The organism is Rhodococcus sp. NPDC003322, from assembly GCF_053589555.1.
The window spans coordinates 1,159,284-1,174,427 of the sequence record NZ_JBSFSC010000001.1 but is presented as its reverse complement, the minus strand read 5'-3'; the positions used below and the strand labels follow the sequence as shown (position 1 = coordinate 1,174,427).

Genomic DNA, 15,144 nt, shown 5'->3' with positions numbered 1-15,144 from the left:
CGCGCCATGCCGTTGCACCCCCAGATCGCCGAGATCCTCGCGACGCTGCCCGCACAGCCGGACGGCCCGCTCGACCCGGCGGCCATGCGTGCCGGCGAGGAATCGCAGGTTCCTCCCGTCGCGGAGCGCCTGCCCCTGCATGCCGTCGAGGACACCACCGCCGACGGCGTGCCCGTCCGGATCTACACCCCGGTCGAGGCCGACAGCCACGGACTGCTCGTGTACTTCCACGGCGGCGCGTTCTTCCTCGGCAGTCTCGACACGCACGACCATGTCGCCCGGAACCTGGCGAAGGAAACGGGACTGAAGGTCGTCTCCGTCGGCTACCGCCGCGCCCCCGAGGCCGCATTCCCCGCGGGACTCGACGACTGCCTCGCAGTGGTGCGGTGGGCCGCCGACAACGGTGACACGCTGCAGTGGAACGGTGAGACCCTCGCGCTGGCCGGCGACAGCTCGGGCGGCACGTTCGTCGCCGCCGTGGCGGCGGCGGCGCACGACGAGGGTTTCGACCGCATCACCCACCAGATCCTGTACTACCCGTCGCTGGATCTGGACTTCGACGTCGACCGCTACGCATCCCTGCGGGAGAACGCCGAAGGCTACGGTGTCGAGACCGCCGGCCTCAAGGGCTTCAACTCCTTCTACTTCGACAGCGGTGCCGACCCCGCCGACCCGCGGGTCTCGCCGATCAAGCGCGCGGACCTCACCGGGCTGCCGCCGGCGCTGATCGTCACCGCGGAGTTCGACCCCATGCGCGACGAAGGGGAACTCTACGGCGCGCGTCTGAAGGCTGCCGGAGTCGACGTCACGGTCCGCCGCTACGCAGGCTCCAATCACGGCTTCGTGCAGAACTTCTCGTGGATCCCCGAGTTCCACCGCGTGTTCGAGGAAACCGCCGAGTTCCTGACGCGCCAGGGGGAGTGACGTGGCGAGCGAGGTGAAGATCCACCCCATCGTCTCGCCGTGGGGCCGGTTCGGTCTCTACACCTTCTTCATCGATGCCCCGGAGCCGGCGATCGTCGACACCGGCATCGCGTCGTCGCCCGCCGACGGGATGGCGCCCGCGCTCGAGGCGCTCGGGCGCCGGATCGAGGACGTGCGCTGGATCCTGTTGACCCACGGCCACATCGACCACATCGGCGGCGCGTACGCGCTGTGGGAGGCCACGGGCCGGAAGGCGCAGGTCGTGATCCACGAGGCCGACGCCCACCTGCTGCGCTCGCGGCAGGCGCACGTCGACGAGTACCTGGGGGCACGCGGCACGTACCTGAACGACGCCGAGGGCGCCGCGAAGGTCACCGCGGCGACGCACGCGGTCATCTCCGGTGAGATGGAACCGACCGTGCTGGTGCGCGGAGGCGAAACCCTCTCGCTCGGCGGCGACGTCACCGTCTCCGTGCACTCGATCCCCGGCCACACCGCGGGATCGGTCGCCTACGTGGTGGAGGGCCAGAACTCGGTGTTCGTCGGCGACGCCGTCCAGGTGCACGGAGCGGCCAACGGATTCCCCGGCTACGAGGATCCCCACGGCTACCGGTCGAGCCTGCGGTACCTGCGCGACGAGATCCGCCCCCAGCACCTGTATCTCGGGCACCCGTACCGACGCACCGACGGCGTCGCCTACGGCGTCGAACTCGACGCCGCCCAGGCCGCCGAGGCGCTTGCCGAGAGCGTCGACGTCGAAACGAGGGTCGCCGCCGCGGCGCACCACTGCCTGTGCAGCGGACTGCCCGACACCGACTCGCCGTATTCGCCGTTCGCCTCGGTCGCCGACGACCTCGGCTATGAGAACGATCCGACGCTCGAACCGTCCCCGTTCTTCACGACGCTGCACGGCTACCGAACCCAGCACGACCCTTCGACACGACAGGAGCCGCACACCCATGGCTGAGGTCGACACCTTCGATGCGGGTGGACAGACCATCCACATCCGCAAGAACCTCCGGATTCCGATGCGGGACGGCGTCGAACTCGCCGCCGACACCTACGCCCGCGAGGGCGACGCACCGCGGCCCGCCCTGGTTGCGCTGAGCCCCTACGGCAAGGAACTGCAGGCGCTCGCGCTCACGACGCCGCCGCAGCGACGGCCGAGCCCGATGTGGGACGGTTGCATCGAGGCCGGCGACATCGCCCGGGTGGTGGAGGAGGGGTACGTTCACGTCATCGGTGACCTCCGTGGCTCCGGAGCCTCCGAGGGCGAGCACATCGGCAACTACAACGCCGGTGGTGTTTCGCTCGGGCAGGACGCGTACGACTTCATCGAATGGGTTGCGGCGCAGCCGTGGTGCGACGGCAACGTCGGCATGATCGGCATCTCCTACTTCGGGTCGATGCAGATCCTCGCCGCCGCCGAACGTCCGCCCCATCTCAAGGCGATCTTCGTCTCCGGCGGCCACTACGACTTCTACGAGACCACCTATCACGGCGGCATCATGTGGTTCATGCCGCGCGCGGCCCGCGAAGGCCGTGGCGGTGACTCGGGGTGGGCGTTCACCGATCGGGTCAAGTCCCGCATGCTCGAGACCTACTCGGAAGACGAGATCGCCGAGCGCGTCGCCGAGCGCCTCGCCGACCCCGACGTCGCGGCCTGGCCGAACCTCGTGCACGTCCTGAACTACCCGACGAACCACGAGGCCTGGTTCGACATCGTCACCAACGAGGTCGACGGCGAGTGGTACGAGGAACGCAACCCCGTCAATCTCGCGAGGAACATCGACATTCCCGTCTACCTGCAGATCGACCAGGGGCGTGGCTGGACGATGGACGGCACCATCGAGCTGTTCCACACCCTGAAGGGGCCCAAGAAGCTCGACATCGGTCCGTACCCGCCAATGCAGTCACGCCCCTTCATCGAGGAGCACGACAAGATGTTCCGGTGGTACGACCACTGGCTCAAGGGCATCGACAACGGGATCATGGACGAGCCCGCGGTGAGCGTGTTCGTCGAGGGCTCCCGAGAGAAGATCGCAGCCGACCAGTGGCCGCCGAAGGACGTCGAACACCGGTCGCTGTACCTGCGCCCACGGGGCAAGCTCTCCACGGATCCGGAACCGATGGGCGCGCAGTACGCTGCTCCGGACGGGTTCTACCAGGCCCCGCTGACCGTCACCGACAAAGTCGAGATCCTCGAGTGGGAGACACCCGTCTTCGAGGAACCCACCGAGATGATCGGCACCGGTGCGGCCCACATCTTCGCCGAGATCGACCAGCCCGACACGAATTTCATTCTGCGCCTGTGGGACTACGCGCCGAATGGCAAGCGCCAGCTCATCACCACCGGCTACCTGAAGGCCTCGCACCGTGAGCTCGACGAGCGCACCACCGAGGGCGACCCGTACCACCCGCACACCCGCGCGGTGCCGGTCGAGCCTGGTGTGATCGAGGAGTACGTGCTGCGTCTGTACCCGTTCGCGAACACCTTCCGGCCCGGCCACAAACTAGTGGCGGAGCTGTCCAACAACGAACCCCTCGCCGACGAACACAACGCGCTGCTGCCGCCGGACGCCTTCCACCTGCCGGTCGGTCGCCCCGTCACCCACAAGATCTACCGGGACGCCGCCCACCCGTCGCGGCTCGTCCTGCCGTTCACGACGGGCGCGGCGGGGAAGTAGTCACCCGTTCGTGCGCAGCGGCCCGGGTCGATTCCCGCACGGAGTCGACCCCGGGCCGCTGCGTTTCCGGGCCCTGCCTGTCAGCGCTTGAGCGGGCTGTAGAACACCAGCCCGTTGCCCTTGTTGTCGTAGACCACCGCGCGGCGTTCGTGCGCGTCGTCGTACGGGCCCTTCACGATGCCGCCACCGGCCTCCTCGATCGCCTTCGCGGCGGCGTCGACGTCCGCGGTCTTGATGCCGACGACCACCTGGCCGTGGATCGGATGATCGACCGCGGTCGCGAGAGCGAGGGTCACACCGCCGCCGTCGAGTGCGGCGAAATGGGCACCGTCGCGGAACTTCAACGCCATGCCCAGGGTGTCGCTGTAGAACCCGATGGACTCGTCGAGATCGTCGGTGGACAGCACGATCATCTTCACTTCGTAGTCGCTCAAGACCTTTCTCCTTCGTTGAAAGTTCGTACAGACTAGAGCGATCCGCCGAGAATGGCGCGCAGTCGCCGGCGCATGGCCGTGCCGTGCGCCACCCGGGCGGCCGGCCGCGGCGACTCCGGATCCGATGAACGGCCTAGTCGACGTCGAGCCGGGCGAATGCCGCGAGGGTCGCGAGGAGCGTCAGCGCCGCGAGCCCGAGGAGCACTCCGGCCCACGCGAGGGGCAGACCGTCCTCGAGTTGGTTGTCGCCGATCGCGTAGAAGAACGGTGACGCGAACCGGGCAGGGTGCAGCCAGTGCACCACGGGAGCAAGAGAATTGAGCAGGTAGGCGGCGGCCGCCACCGCTGATGTGATTCCCACGGCGGCTCCCCGGCTGCCGGTCGCGGCGCCCAGTGCCATCGCCAGCCCGCCGAACACCACGCCGAGCAGGATCACCCCCATGGTGGTCCCGGCGAGTGCGCCGTAGTCGACGGTCAGCTCGAAACCCTGACCGATCACGACACACAGCGCGGTGACCACGCACACCGGGATCGCCAGGAGCGTCATCGCGAGGAACTTCGCGGTGGCGATGTCGCGCCGGGCCAGCGGTGCTGCCACGACCAGGCCAAGGGTGCCGTCCTCGTCCTGTCCGGCCAGGCCGGAGGCGCCGTAGCCGATGGTCACCAGCAGCACGACCAGCGGCAGGAAGTTGCCGTAGATGTTCGCGTTCAACCACCCGACCGGCGAGGTGAGGGAGCCACTGATCCCGAACAGTGCGGCCATGGTCTCGCTGCTCGAGGCGAAGTCGTCGAGCCCGGTGTCGTCCTTGAACGTCGGGTACAGCGCAATGACGACGAGGGCGTAGATGCCCATCCCGACCGCGAACCAGATCATCGATCGACGGCGAAGCAGCAGGTCGATACCCGCCACCTGCAGTGCGCCGGTCGCCGGGGTGTCAGTGCGCATCGGGGACTCCCGTCTGCTCCGCCTGCGACTCGTCGCGGTAGAAGCGCAGGAACAGCTCGTCGAGATCGGCGCGGCGGGCCGAGACGTCCACCGCGCCCAGGCTCCCGGCGCGGGACAACAGGCCGGCGACAGGCCCGGTCACCGACAGCGTCACCCGGCCGTCCGCGCATGTGCGCACCTCGACCCCGTCGAGGTGGGCGAAGTCGGCGGCGGTGACGGCGCGGTCGAACCGGAACTCGACGGTGCGCGGGGCGCTGCGGCGCAGGCCGTCGACGCTGTCGGTGACGACGATCCGGCCCTCCTTGATGATCGAGAGCCGGTGCGCGAGCCGCTGCACCTCCTCGAGGTCGTGCGAGGACAGCAGCACCGTGCGGCCGTCGTCGACGGTTTCGCGGATCAGCCGCGCGAACTCGTCCTGCATCAACGGATCCAGCCCCGACGTCGGCTCGTCGAGCACGAGCAGCTCGGGGCGGTGCATGAAGGCGAGCACCAGCCCGATCTTCTGACGGTTGCCCTTGGACAGCGTGCGGATCGGCTGGTCGAGTTCGGCGCCGAACCGTCGCACGAGTTCGTCGAGGTAGGTGCGGTCGGTGAGGCCCCGGATGCGTGCGTGCCGATCCAGGTGCTGTGCCCCGGTCAGCTTGGGGTACAGCGCGAGTTCACCGGGTAGGTATCCGACGCGGCGGTTGATCCGGACGCCCTCGCGGGTCGGGTCCAGGCCGAACAGCCGCATCCGGCCGGACGTCGGGCGGTACAGACCGAGCAGGAGCCGGATGGTGGTGGACTTGCCCGCGCCGTTGGGTCCGAGGAAGCCGAACACCTCGCCGGGCGCGATGGTGAAGCAGACATCGGTGATGCCCCGCCGCGGACCGAATCGGCGGGTCAGCTTGTCGACGTCGACGATCGGCGCCCGCGCTGAGGACACTCGTCGAATATAGGACGGTCGCCCGCCGGGCGCAGTCCGGGCGCCCGGTCGCGGAGTCGCTGTGGACCCCGGGGACCGGGCGGCCGCGGCCGTCAGTGGGTCGCGAGGGCGATCCGACGGCGTTCGCTCTCGCTCACCCCGTGCTCCGCCTGCGGAAGGTCGACCCGCACGTGGTGGAGCCGGCCCGTGAACGCGAACCGGCCGCGATCGGCGAGCTCCTCGGACACCGGGCTGCCACGGTTGACCCCGACATCGAGTTGCTCGTTCATGCTGAACATCGCGCGCGTGGTCTGTTCGATCCGTTCCCGCGCCACCTCGATGCCGTTCACGGACAGGATCGCGGTGCCGCCCTTGCCGGTGCCGCCGCCGTCGTAGACGAACTCGACGGACACCTCCTGGGCGGATGAGGTGAGCGGATCGGTGCCACGAACGTAGGTCCGTCCACCGCCGCTGAAGTTGTAGCAGAAGACCGGACGTGAATCGAGTACGTAGAGGGCGAAACCGCCGAATCGGCCGCCGATTCCGATCAGCATTCCCTCACAAGGCTGCCCGGCCGTGTCGAGGGAAGCGGTGAGCGTGTACGAACGGTTGAAGAACGACGGCGCAGCCTTCTCCACCAGCCCGTTCATGTGCGGGTACAGCGTGATTCCGTGCCTGCCCCGCAATGGGTGCGGAGGCCGGGACTCCGGGGTGGTGTTCCGGCCGACCGTACGGTTGTCGAGTGGAAGCACCTGGTATCTGGCGGCTTCCACGAGGAACTTCCGCTTGAGCTGTTCGAGCTTCTCCGGATACTCCTGCGCGAGATCTCGCGCCTGGGACCAGTCGGTGGTGGTGTCGTACAGCTCCCAGCGATCGTCGTCCATGCTCGGTAGTTCCAGTCCGTGGGTCGCCATCAGCCAGGGTGCCCGATGCACGGTCACCGCGGTCCAGCCGTGATCGTAGATTCCGCGGTTGCCGAAGATCTCGAAATACTGTGTGGTGTGCCGCTCTTCGGCGCTGGGGTCGTTGAACGAGTAGTTCATCGCGACCCCCTCCAACGGCTTCTGCGCGACGCCGTCGACCGTGTGCGGGGCAGGGACGCCCACCGCCTCCAGGATGGTGGGGGTGATGTCGACGCAGTGGTGCCACTGGTTGCGGACACCGCCGGTCTCGGTGATGCCGGCCGGCCAGTGCACGACCAGGCCGTTGCGGGTGCCGCCGTAGTGCGAGGCCACCTGTTTGGCCCACTGGTAGGGGGTGTCGAGGGCCTGCGCCCACGCGGCGGGGTAGTGCGGGTAGCTCGTCGGGGTGCCGAGTTCGTCGAACCGCTCGAGTACCTCTTCGGTGGTGGTGCGGTAACCGTTGAGGTTGGCGAGGTAGTTGAACGACCCTTCGATTCCGCCCTCGGCCGATGCCCCGTTGTCGCCGAGCATGTAGATGACGAGGGTGTTCTCCAGCATGCCGAGTTCGCGCAGGTGATCGGTCAGGCGACCGACCTCGTCGTCGGTGTGCTCGAGGAACGCCGCGTACAGCTCCATCAGGCGCGCGGAGACCTTCTTCTGGTCGTCGCTCAGCGAATCCCAGTGCGGCAGATCGCCCGTCCAGGGCGCCAGCACAGTGTCGGGAGCCACCACGCCCAGCGCCTTCTGGCGTTCGAGGGTGATCTCGCGCTGACGATCCCAGCCGTGGTCGAACTCGCCGCGGTATTTGTCGAGGTAGCGCTCGGGCACCTGGAGCGGGGCGTGGCAGGCCCCGAACGGCAGGTAGCAGAACCACGGCTTGTCCGGATCCATCGTGTGCACCCCCTCGATCCACTGCAGCGCGTGGTCGACGAGGTCCTCGCTGAGGTGGTACCCCTCCTCGGGGGTCCGGGGCAGGTCCACGACCTTGAAGTCCTCGTACAGGACGGGGGTGAACTGGTCGGCCTCGGCACCGAGGAAGCCGTAGAACTTGTCGAAGCCCTCACGGCCCGGCCAGCGGTCGAACGGCCCGGCCTCGGTGACCTCCCACGCGGGGGTCTGGTGCATCTTGCCGAACGCGCCGGTCGCGTAGCCGTTGCCCTGCAGCACCCGAGCGACCGTGGCGGCGGAGTCCGGACGGGTTCCGTTGTATCCCGGTGCGGCACCGGCCATTTCCGAAATGACGCCCATCCCGACACTGTGGTGGTTGCGCCCGGTCAGCGTCGCGGCTCGGGTCGGCGAGCACAGTGCGGTGGTGTGGAAACGGGTGTACTTGACGCCGTCCTCGGCGAGCCGCTCCGCGGTGGGGGTGCGGCACGGTCCGCCGAACGCGGACGACGCGCCGAATCCGACGTCGTCGAGCATGATCAGCAGGACGTTCGGTGCCCCGGCGGGCGGGCGGATCGGTTCCGGCCGCGCGAACGGGGTCTGCTGGTCGCAGAGGTTGACCGCGGGAGCGATCTGCGGCTCGGTGCGGACGATCGGGATCGAATGTCGGTTCATTGAGGTGAAACTCCTGTGGGGCAGACGGATAGCGGAGCGTCAGTGTGCGGCGATCGCGGCGTCGGCTGTCGCCGAGTCGCGTTCGGATGCCTCGACCATGCCGCCGGTCGCGGGGGTCCGTCCGTGCCGCATCAGCGCCGAGATGACGATCCCGACGAGGCCGACGGCGCCGGCGACGAGGAAGCCGTTCGTGAGGGCGGTGTCCGAGTAGAGGACCGCATGGGTCTTCGGGTTCACCGAGGCAACGTGGTGTGACATCACCACGCCGGTGAGGGTGACCGCGATCGCGGAGGTGAGCTGCATGCTCACGCCGGCGATGGCGGTGCCGACCCCGCTGTTCTCGGCGGGAAGCGAGTCCTGGACGAGGTTGGCATTGGAGGAGTGCAGGAACCCGACCGCGAATCCGGCGGTCGCGCTGAGAATGGCGACCTGCCACTGCAGCGTGAAGAGCTGCGCACCGAGCACCATCACCCCGACGAACAGGGTGGCGGACGCAAGCAGGACGTGCCGGGCGCCGAATCGTTTGGCCAGCCAGCCACCGAAGGGGCCGGCGGCCATCGCCATGATGCCGAGGGGGCACGTCCACAGCGCGTACTGGGTGGCCGAGAGCCCGGCGCCGTAGGTGATTCCCGGAAGGCCCGCCGGGGTCTGCAGCAGCGTCGGCATCAGCATGGAGTGCGCGTTCATCATGTAGCCGACGCACGCCACCGCGAGGATGGTCAGGCCGAACCGGCGGCCGAACAGGATGCGAAGGTCGATCAGCGGGTGCGGCGCGACGCGCTGCCAGGCCACGAAGCCGGCCAGCATCAGTGCGCCGACCGCGAACAGCGTGATCGTCCGGGTCGACCCCCATCCCCAGCCTGCTCCCTTGGTGATCGTGAGCAGCAGGATGGCGACGCCGGGCCCGAGCAGGGCGGTGCCGAGGTAGTCGACGGGGCGATCGGCGCGGGTGGGGCTCTCGGGAACGACGAGCCAGTAGACGGGAATCAGGATGCCGAGGTAGATCGCCATGAACCAGAAGATGCCGGCGAATCCGAAGCCGTCGATCAGCCAGCCCGCGATGAACGGTCCGGCGACCGCGGACATGCCGATCCCGGTCGCCACCATGCCCAGTGCGATCGGCACGAAGTCGCGCGGCATGATCTCCCGCACCAGGCTGTAGGACAGGGCGACGATTCCGACGAGCACCCCCTGCATGGCCCGGCCGGCCAGGAGCACGGTGAACGAGGTCGACAGCGCACAGACCACACTGCCGAGGACGAAGACGGCTCCGAGGCACAGGATGATCCGCTTCTTGCCCCACTTGTCGGAGGCCTTGCCGATCAACGGCATCAGGGTTGCTCCGGTGAGGGTCACGATGGAGACCACCCAGGCGATGTTCAGTGTCTGGTACGCCGGCGCCATGTGCGGCATGGCGGGATAGACCATCAGGATCTCGAAGGTGGCGATCTCCGAGAAGAGAATGATCACCGCGAGCACGGCGAACAGCCGGCTCTTCGGCACGGGGCCGTGTGCTGGATTCAGATCGAGCGCCATCGTGGTCCTTTGCTTGAGGGATACGAATCAATGGGTGGCCGGCCCCTGCGCGGGAGGTGCGTCGGGGGAGGGGCGGAGGTCCGTGAACGAGGCGGCGAGTGGGCGCCGAGCCCGGAGAAGTGACGGTAGTCACCTTGTTGCGGGGTGCAATGTCGGTCCCACTCACCGGGAGTTGCGCCCGGCTCGTGTGAGGGTTGGCCTCGGTTGTGGTTCGAATAGTGCAGTCGCGGAAAGGGATAGAACAATTAAGGCAGTGTCTTGACTGATAAGTCAATGACTTATATCGTCTCCGGCATGGCTGCTTCCGATGATGCGAAGTCCGCGATGATCGAGGTGGCGGAGCGAATGTTCGCCGACCGTGGCATCGACGGGGTGTCCATGCGCGACGTGGCGGCAGCAGCCGGTCAGCGCAACAACTCCGCCGTGCAGTACCACTTCGGCGGCCGGGGCGGGCTGTTGATCGAGGTCTTCCGGTACCGGATGACCGAGATCAATCAGGCTCGCCACGAATATCTCGCGGAAATCGACGGGCAGGGCCGGGGGGAGGACCTTCGCTCGCTTGTGGAGGCCGGAATCCGGCCGCTCACAGACTTTCTCGGCGCAGCACCCGACGGCAGCCACTATGCACGATTCATCGCCAGGGTGTCGCCGTCCGTGGACTTCGCGGGCGGCGCCCTGAACGAGATCAGGGACGCCAACAGCGAGGTTGTGGTCCGGCTCGTGCGCGCGCTCGGGCACCTGTCGCGGCGCACGGCCCACGAGCGGGTCGACCTGATGTACAACATGGTCGTCTCCGCCCTCGCCGTCTACGAACAGCGGCGCGCCGAGGGGCTTCCGGTCGTACAGGCCACCTTCGACGAAACGGTCGACCATCTGATCGACATGGCAGTCGGATCCCTCGAAGCCGCGGACTCCAAGGCCGGCCGCCGGCGGCGGGCCCCGGCCACCCGATGACATCTACCTGAAAGGCCAGACATGAGTATGTCGACGTCCTCGCGGACAGTTGAGATTGGTGATCACGCAATCGAATTCGGGCCACGAGGTATGCGCAGGAATCCCGACGGCTTCGACCCGGCACCGTACCGGGCGATAGATCTGCGGCCCGTGACGCCGTTCATCGGAGCCGAGGTCCGCGGAGTGGATCTGAGAGATCCCGGCGACGAGGTGATCGCCGAACTGCGGACCGCGCTGCTGGAGTGGAAGGTGCTGTTCTTCCGGGGGCAGGACATCACCGGCGAGCAGCACCGAGACTTCGCCCAGCACTGGGGGGAGCTCGAGGTGCATCCGCTGCTGCCGCAGGGCGAGGTCCCTTCGGTGGTCCGGTTCGAGCGTGGCGAGGACAGTCCCGGCACCGAGAACATCTGGCACGTCGACGTGACGTGGCAGCAGCGTCCCCCGCTCGGGTCGGTGCTGCGGGCGATCGATGTTCCGCCGGCCGGTGGAGACACCCTCTGGTCCGACATGGGCAACGCCTACGACTGCCTGTCCGACGAGGTCAAGGCCAGGATCGACGGGCTCGACGCGGTCCACGACTTCATGCCGTCGTTCGGACGGTCGATGTCGCCGGAACAACAGGCCCGGATGCAGGAGCAGTACCCGCCGGTGCGGCACCCGATCGTCCGGATCCATCCGGAGACCGGACGCAAGACGCTGTTCGTCAACAGCTTGTTCACCACGCACATCCCGGACCTGGATCCGGTCGAGGGGGCGCGACTTCTGCAGCACCTGTTCGACCAGGCCAAGGTCCCCGACTTCCAGTGCCGGTTCCATTGGGAGCCGAATTCGATTGCATTCTGGGACAATCGGGCGACCCAGCACTACGCCGCCAGTGACTACTTTCCGCACCGGCGGGTGATGGAACGCGTCGCCATCCTCGGCGATGTCCCTCGCTGACGCCGTGCCCGCAGGGGTCGACACCCGCGGCGACGGTCCGGTCGCGCCGCATCGATGGCGGCCGCAGGCGCTGAGAGATGGGGTCGATCCCGATCCTCGGTTCACTCTCGCGAACGAGCGCACCTTTCTCGCCTGGATGCGCACAGCGATGGGGCTGATCGCCGGTGCGGTCGGCTTCGAGGCATTCGGGCCGGAAACGGTAAGCAGTACAGTGCATCTCGCTCTCGTTCTGGGGATGCTTGCCGGCGCTGCGACGCTGTCGGTGTTCGCGTTCGCGCGCTGGCTCGGCGTCGAGAATGCACTGCGGCACGGTCGTGGCCTACCGGTGCCTGCACTCGGTGCGCTGCTGGTGGTGCTGGTCGGCGGGATCGCGCTGGTATTGCTCGTGGCGCTGGCGGTTCGATGAGCGTCGCCCCTGGGGTGCGGGCCGATCCCGGTTTGCAGCCCGAGCGAACCGCGCTGTCCTGGGTGCGGACGGCGGCCGCCCTTGCCGCTCTGGCCGTGCTCGTCGTCAGGTGCTTGCCGGGGCCCGGTTGGGCGTCGGCTGCCGTCGGCGGGGTGGCGCTGCTCGGTGCACTGGTGCTGCTCGGCACCGCGCGCGGACGGCACCAACGGTCGTGCGAGGACTTCGAGATGGACTGCGCACCTCCGCAGTGGGGGTGGAACGTACTGCTGCTCGGCGCCGTGCTGGTCCCGGCGGCCGCGGGTGCCGTGATCGTCGCGGCGGCCGCGGCGTGAGTGCCGCAGTCCAGCGGCGCGTGGCAGGTCCGGTCACCGCTGCGGTTCGGGATTCCGCTCGGCGGCGGTGCTCGGGTCGGTGTCGACGCCCCGGTCGAGTCCGCGCAGGAAGGTCAGGATTCCCGCGGTGAGTACGGACACGCTCGCGGGAGTGCCGGGCCTCGGCCCGATGAACGCGCCTGCGCCGACGACCCGGTCGAGCACGAACCCTTCGAGGAGTGCGATGAAGTTGGCGCTGTCCACCTCGGGTCGGGAGGAGCCGAGTTCGGCGACCATGCCGGCGGCCAGGGTCTTCGAGAAGACGCTCGACGTCAGCGCGATCTGGATTTCCTTGTCGTGCACCATTTCCAGGGTCAGTGCGTAGCGGGCCCGCAGATCCCGGGCGCGGGTGGCCAGCATGTGGTCGATCGCCGCCGCGATGTCGGAGGCGAGGACCGGAAGGTCCGGCAGGGTGGCCGTCCTCGTCGCGAGGAATCGGGCGAACTCGCGTCGAGATATCTCGTGGAGGTGCCCGACCGTGGCATAGAGCAGTTCCCGCTTGGTGCGAAAGTAGTACGACGTCGATCCGAGCGAGAGGTCCAGCCGCCGGTCCACCGCGCGGTGGGTCAGGGCACGGATGCCGTCGGACGCGACGATGTCCAGCGCGGCGTCCGCGATCAACTTCCGGCGGTCCTCCGTCGAGGTCATGTGTCTCCCTGCTCACGTCGGCTCTTCCGGCCTTGTTTTCGCCCACTCTACATTTGTAGAGTCCGGGCATGTCGCTCGCACCGGAGGAAGTGTTCGACGCCGCCGCCCGTCGAGGCGGGTTCGCCCTCGACCCGCACCAGCGGGCCGCCGCGGCGGTCCTGTCCGACCTGGACCCGCGCGGAGGGCGAGGGATCTACCTGTGGGGCCCGGTGGGACGGGGCAAGACCTGGATGATCGATGTACTGCGGGCGACGCTGTCGGGTACGCGGACGCTGCGGGTGCACTTCCACGACTTCTTCGCCCGACTGCACGAGCTCGTCCACACCGAAGGCATCGCGCAGGCGCTGGACCGGATGACGGGTGGCTGCGAGGTGCTGTTCTTCGACGAGTTCCATGTCCACGACGTCGCGGACGGGGTCCTGCTCACGCGCCTGCTGGACACCCTCGACGCGCGGGGAGTGGCGCTGGTGCTCACGTCCAACTATCCGCCGGACGGGCTGATGCCGAACCCACTGTTCCACGATGCATTCCTGCCGACGATCGATCGACTGCGCCGGAGGCTCACCGTGGTGAGCCTGGACGGAGGCCGGGACTACCGGGACGGATCCCGCGCCGAGGGAGGGGGATTCGCGTCTGGTGCGTATCGGGCGCGGGTGGCGGCAGGTGAGCTGCCTCCGGAAAGTGAGCGGGTCACCCTCGTTCCCTGTGGTCGGCCGGTGACGGCGATGGCGTGTCGGGACGGACTGGTCTGGTTCGACTTCGCGGATCTGTGTGAGGCGCCCACGGGCGCCGCGGACTACCTGAAACTCGTTGCCGATCATCGTCGCTGGGTCGTCAGCGGCGTTCCGGATATCGGTCAGGCGACCGAATTCGGAGTGGCGAGGTTCTGCACGCTGGTCGACGTCCTGTACGACGCCGATGTCGCGCTCACCGTCATCGGTGCGGACTGGCGATCGGGGCCGGCGGCGGGCCGGCGGGACCTCGACCGTGCCCGCAGCCGGCTTGCCCTTCTGCGTCAGCGAGCCTCCGCCGGGACCTCGTCCGGTCCCGTGGACGATTCGCCTGCGGGAGTGCGCCGGCGGGTGATCACCCACCCGAACAGTGCTGCGACGGGGAACATCACCACGCCGTAGACCGCCGCGGGCACCGCGATTCGGGTGCTGTCGAGCAAGCTGATCGCGATCGTGATCGCGAGCGTGCTGTTGTGGATACCGATCTCCATCGAACAGGCAACGGACTGGCGGTCGGTGACACCCGCCGCGCGGGGCACGAAGTATCCGATCGTGAGGCTGAGCAGACAGAAGATCAGCACCACGACACCCACGTCGGCGAGGTAGCCGCCGACGTTCTCGCGTTCGGCGATCACGGTGCCGACGATGACCAGTGCGAGCACCACGGCCGAACCGATCCGAACCGGGCGATCCATTCGGTCCGCGAACACGGGCCGGACCCGGCGAACCCACACCCCGGCCGCGACCGGCACCAGCACGATCGCGAAGATCTGCACCACCTTGGCGAACTGCAGTCCCAGCGCGCCACCTTCCGGCGGGGCGAAGTGGTCGATCGCGAGATTGGTGATCAGCGGCAGCGTCACCACCGCGATCACCGAATTCACCGCCGTGAGAGTCACATTGAGTGCGACGTCACCGCGGAACAGGTGGGAGAACAGATTCGCGGTGGTTCCGCCGGGAGAGGCTGCAAGCAGCATCATGCCCACCGCGAGCAGTGGCGGCAGGTCGAACAGGAGAACCAGGCCGAACGCGATCGCAGGCAGCACGACGAGCTGACACGCGAGGGCGATCGCGACCGCCTTCGGGTGCCGCGCGACCCGGGCGAAGTCGGCGACGGTCAGTGACAGTCCCAGACCGAACATGATGATCGCCAATGCGATCGGCAGGGCGGTGGTCGACAGTGCGGAGTCCATGGCAGCCCC

At 68.2% G+C, this 15,144-nt stretch carries 15 protein-coding genes; 8 read left to right on the top strand and 7 right to left on the bottom strand.

What is annotated here, in order from left to right; genetic code table 11:
- Window positions 1-6 precede the first annotated feature (6 nt).
- The 3 genes from ACWDUM_RS05540 to ACWDUM_RS05530 are packed head-to-tail and all read left to right on the top strand — an operon-like array spanning window position 7 to window position 3,611.
- On the top strand, window positions 7-924 hold the full coding sequence (locus ACWDUM_RS05540) for an alpha/beta hydrolase (protein ID WP_450133172.1): 918 nt from the start codon (window positions 7-9) through the stop codon (window positions 922-924).
- Window position 925: 1 nt separating this feature from the next.
- Window positions 926-1,891 (top strand): MBL fold metallo-hydrolase, encoded by a 966-nt coding sequence (locus ACWDUM_RS05535; RefSeq protein WP_450133171.1) that lies wholly within the window; start codon window positions 926-928, stop codon window positions 1,889-1,891.
- A complete protein-coding gene (locus ACWDUM_RS05530; RefSeq protein ID WP_450133170.1) occupies window positions 1,884-3,611 on the top strand; it encodes a CocE/NonD family hydrolase in 1,728 nt (575 codons plus the stop codon). Before ACWDUM_RS05535 ends, ACWDUM_RS05530 begins: the two co-directional genes overlap by 8 nt.
- Window positions 3,612-3,691: 80 nt before the next feature.
- Here ACWDUM_RS05530 and ACWDUM_RS05525 read toward each other — a convergent pair whose 3' ends face one another.
- The 5 genes from ACWDUM_RS05525 to ACWDUM_RS05505 all read right to left on the bottom strand — a co-directional run bounded on the left by ACWDUM_RS05525 (window position 3,692) and on the right by ACWDUM_RS05505 (window position 9,893).
- Window positions 3,692-4,045 (bottom strand): VOC family protein, encoded by a 354-nt coding sequence (locus ACWDUM_RS05525; protein ID WP_450112282.1) that lies wholly within the window; start codon window positions 4,043-4,045, stop codon window positions 3,692-3,694.
- A 133-nt stretch (window positions 4,046-4,178) separates the two neighbouring features.
- Window positions 4,179-4,991, bottom strand: a complete 813-nt coding sequence (locus tag ACWDUM_RS05520) for an ABC transporter permease (protein ID WP_450133169.1) — start codon at window positions 4,989-4,991, stop codon at window positions 4,179-4,181.
- Window positions 4,981-5,916 carry an ABC transporter ATP-binding protein gene (locus ACWDUM_RS05515; protein WP_450133168.1) on the bottom strand — a complete coding sequence of 312 codons (936 nt, stop codon included), beginning with the start codon at window positions 5,914-5,916 and terminating at the stop codon, window positions 4,981-4,983. Before ACWDUM_RS05515 ends, ACWDUM_RS05520 begins: the two co-directional genes overlap by 11 nt.
- Before the next feature lie 92 nt (window positions 5,917-6,008).
- Complete coding sequence (locus ACWDUM_RS05510; protein ID WP_450133167.1) at window positions 6,009-8,357, bottom strand: arylsulfatase; 2,349 nt, start codon at window positions 8,355-8,357, stop codon at window positions 6,009-6,011.
- Between the two features lie 39 nt (window positions 8,358-8,396).
- A complete protein-coding gene (locus ACWDUM_RS05505) occupies window positions 8,397-9,893 on the bottom strand; it encodes an MFS transporter (protein ID WP_450133166.1) in 1,497 nt (498 codons plus the stop codon).
- 294 nt (window positions 9,894-10,187) lie between these two features.
- On the opposite strand from ACWDUM_RS05505, the gene ACWDUM_RS05500 reads away from it, so the two are divergent.
- The 4 genes from ACWDUM_RS05500 to ACWDUM_RS05485 are packed head-to-tail and all read left to right on the top strand — an operon-like array spanning window position 10,188 to window position 12,524.
- Window positions 10,188-10,847 carry a TetR/AcrR family transcriptional regulator gene (locus ACWDUM_RS05500; RefSeq protein ID WP_450133165.1) on the top strand — a complete coding sequence of 220 codons (660 nt, stop codon included), beginning with the start codon at window positions 10,188-10,190 and terminating at the stop codon, window positions 10,845-10,847.
- 21 nt (window positions 10,848-10,868) lie between these two features.
- The gene (locus tag ACWDUM_RS05495; protein ID WP_450133164.1) at window positions 10,869-11,786 is read left to right on the top strand and encodes a TauD/TfdA dioxygenase family protein; all 918 of its coding nucleotides are present in this window, start codon (window positions 10,869-10,871) and stop codon (window positions 11,784-11,786) included.
- A complete protein-coding gene (locus ACWDUM_RS05490) occupies window positions 11,773-12,192 on the top strand; it encodes a YidH family protein (RefSeq protein WP_450133163.1) in 420 nt (139 codons plus the stop codon). The genes ACWDUM_RS05495 and ACWDUM_RS05490 overlap by 14 nt, the downstream gene beginning before the upstream one ends.
- Window positions 12,189-12,524 (top strand): DUF202 domain-containing protein, encoded by a 336-nt coding sequence (locus ACWDUM_RS05485; RefSeq protein ID WP_450112274.1) that lies wholly within the window; start codon window positions 12,189-12,191, stop codon window positions 12,522-12,524. The genes ACWDUM_RS05490 and ACWDUM_RS05485 overlap by 4 nt, the downstream gene beginning before the upstream one ends.
- 33 nt (window positions 12,525-12,557) lie before the next feature.
- Here the strand turns inward: ACWDUM_RS05485 and ACWDUM_RS05480 are convergent, their stop codons facing one another.
- The gene (locus ACWDUM_RS05480) at window positions 12,558-13,211 is read right to left on the bottom strand and encodes a TetR/AcrR family transcriptional regulator (RefSeq protein WP_450133162.1); all 654 of its coding nucleotides are present in this window, start codon (window positions 13,209-13,211) and stop codon (window positions 12,558-12,560) included.
- Between the two features lie 68 nt (window positions 13,212-13,279).
- On the opposite strand from ACWDUM_RS05480, the gene zapE reads away from it, so the two are divergent.
- Complete coding sequence (zapE, locus tag ACWDUM_RS05475; protein ID WP_450133161.1) at window positions 13,280-14,344, top strand: cell division protein ZapE; 1,065 nt, start codon at window positions 13,280-13,282, stop codon at window positions 14,342-14,344.
- Here zapE and ACWDUM_RS05470 read toward each other — a convergent pair.
- Window positions 14,227-15,135: a bile acid:sodium symporter family protein gene (locus tag ACWDUM_RS05470; RefSeq protein WP_450133160.1), complete on the bottom strand. Its 909-nt coding sequence runs from the start codon at window positions 15,133-15,135 to the stop codon at window positions 14,227-14,229. The genes zapE and ACWDUM_RS05470 overlap by 118 nt on opposite strands.
- Between the last annotated feature and the right edge of the window lie 9 nt (window positions 15,136-15,144).

What these genes read in the sequence shown, in the direction of transcription:
- ACWDUM_RS05540 (WP_450133172.1), top strand. Translation starts at nt 7, where the DNA reads ATGCCGTTGCACCCCCAGATCGCCGAGATCCTCGCGACGCTGCCCGCA.
- ACWDUM_RS05530 (WP_450133170.1), top strand. Translation starts at nt 1,884, where the DNA reads ATGGCTGAGGTCGACACCTTCGATGCGGGTGGACAGACCATCCACATC.
- ACWDUM_RS05520 (WP_450133169.1), bottom strand. Translation starts at nt 4,991, where the DNA reads ATGCGCACTGACACCCCGGCGACCGGCGCACTGCAGGTGGCGGGTATC.
- ACWDUM_RS05510 (WP_450133167.1), bottom strand. Translation starts at nt 8,357, where the DNA reads ATGAACCGACATTCGATCCCGATCGTCCGCACCGAGCCGCAGATCGCT.
- ACWDUM_RS05505 (WP_450133166.1), bottom strand. Translation starts at nt 9,893, where the DNA reads ATGGCGCTCGATCTGAATCCAGCACACGGCCCCGTGCCGAAGAGCCGG.
- ACWDUM_RS05500 (WP_450133165.1), top strand. Translation starts at nt 10,188, where the DNA reads ATGGCTGCTTCCGATGATGCGAAGTCCGCGATGATCGAGGTGGCGGAG.
- ACWDUM_RS05495 (WP_450133164.1), top strand. Translation starts at nt 10,869, where the DNA reads ATGAGTATGTCGACGTCCTCGCGGACAGTTGAGATTGGTGATCACGCA.
- ACWDUM_RS05490 (WP_450133163.1), top strand. Translation starts at nt 11,773, where the DNA reads ATGTCCCTCGCTGACGCCGTGCCCGCAGGGGTCGACACCCGCGGCGAC.
- ACWDUM_RS05485 (WP_450112274.1), top strand. Translation starts at nt 12,189, where the DNA reads ATGAGCGTCGCCCCTGGGGTGCGGGCCGATCCCGGTTTGCAGCCCGAG.
- ACWDUM_RS05480 (WP_450133162.1), bottom strand. Translation starts at nt 13,211, where the DNA reads ATGACCTCGACGGAGGACCGCCGGAAGTTGATCGCGGACGCCGCGCTG.
- zapE (WP_450133161.1), top strand. Translation starts at nt 13,280, where the DNA reads ATGTCGCTCGCACCGGAGGAAGTGTTCGACGCCGCCGCCCGTCGAGGC.
- ACWDUM_RS05470 (WP_450133160.1), bottom strand. Translation starts at nt 15,135, where the DNA reads ATGGACTCCGCACTGTCGACCACCGCCCTGCCGATCGCATTGGCGATC.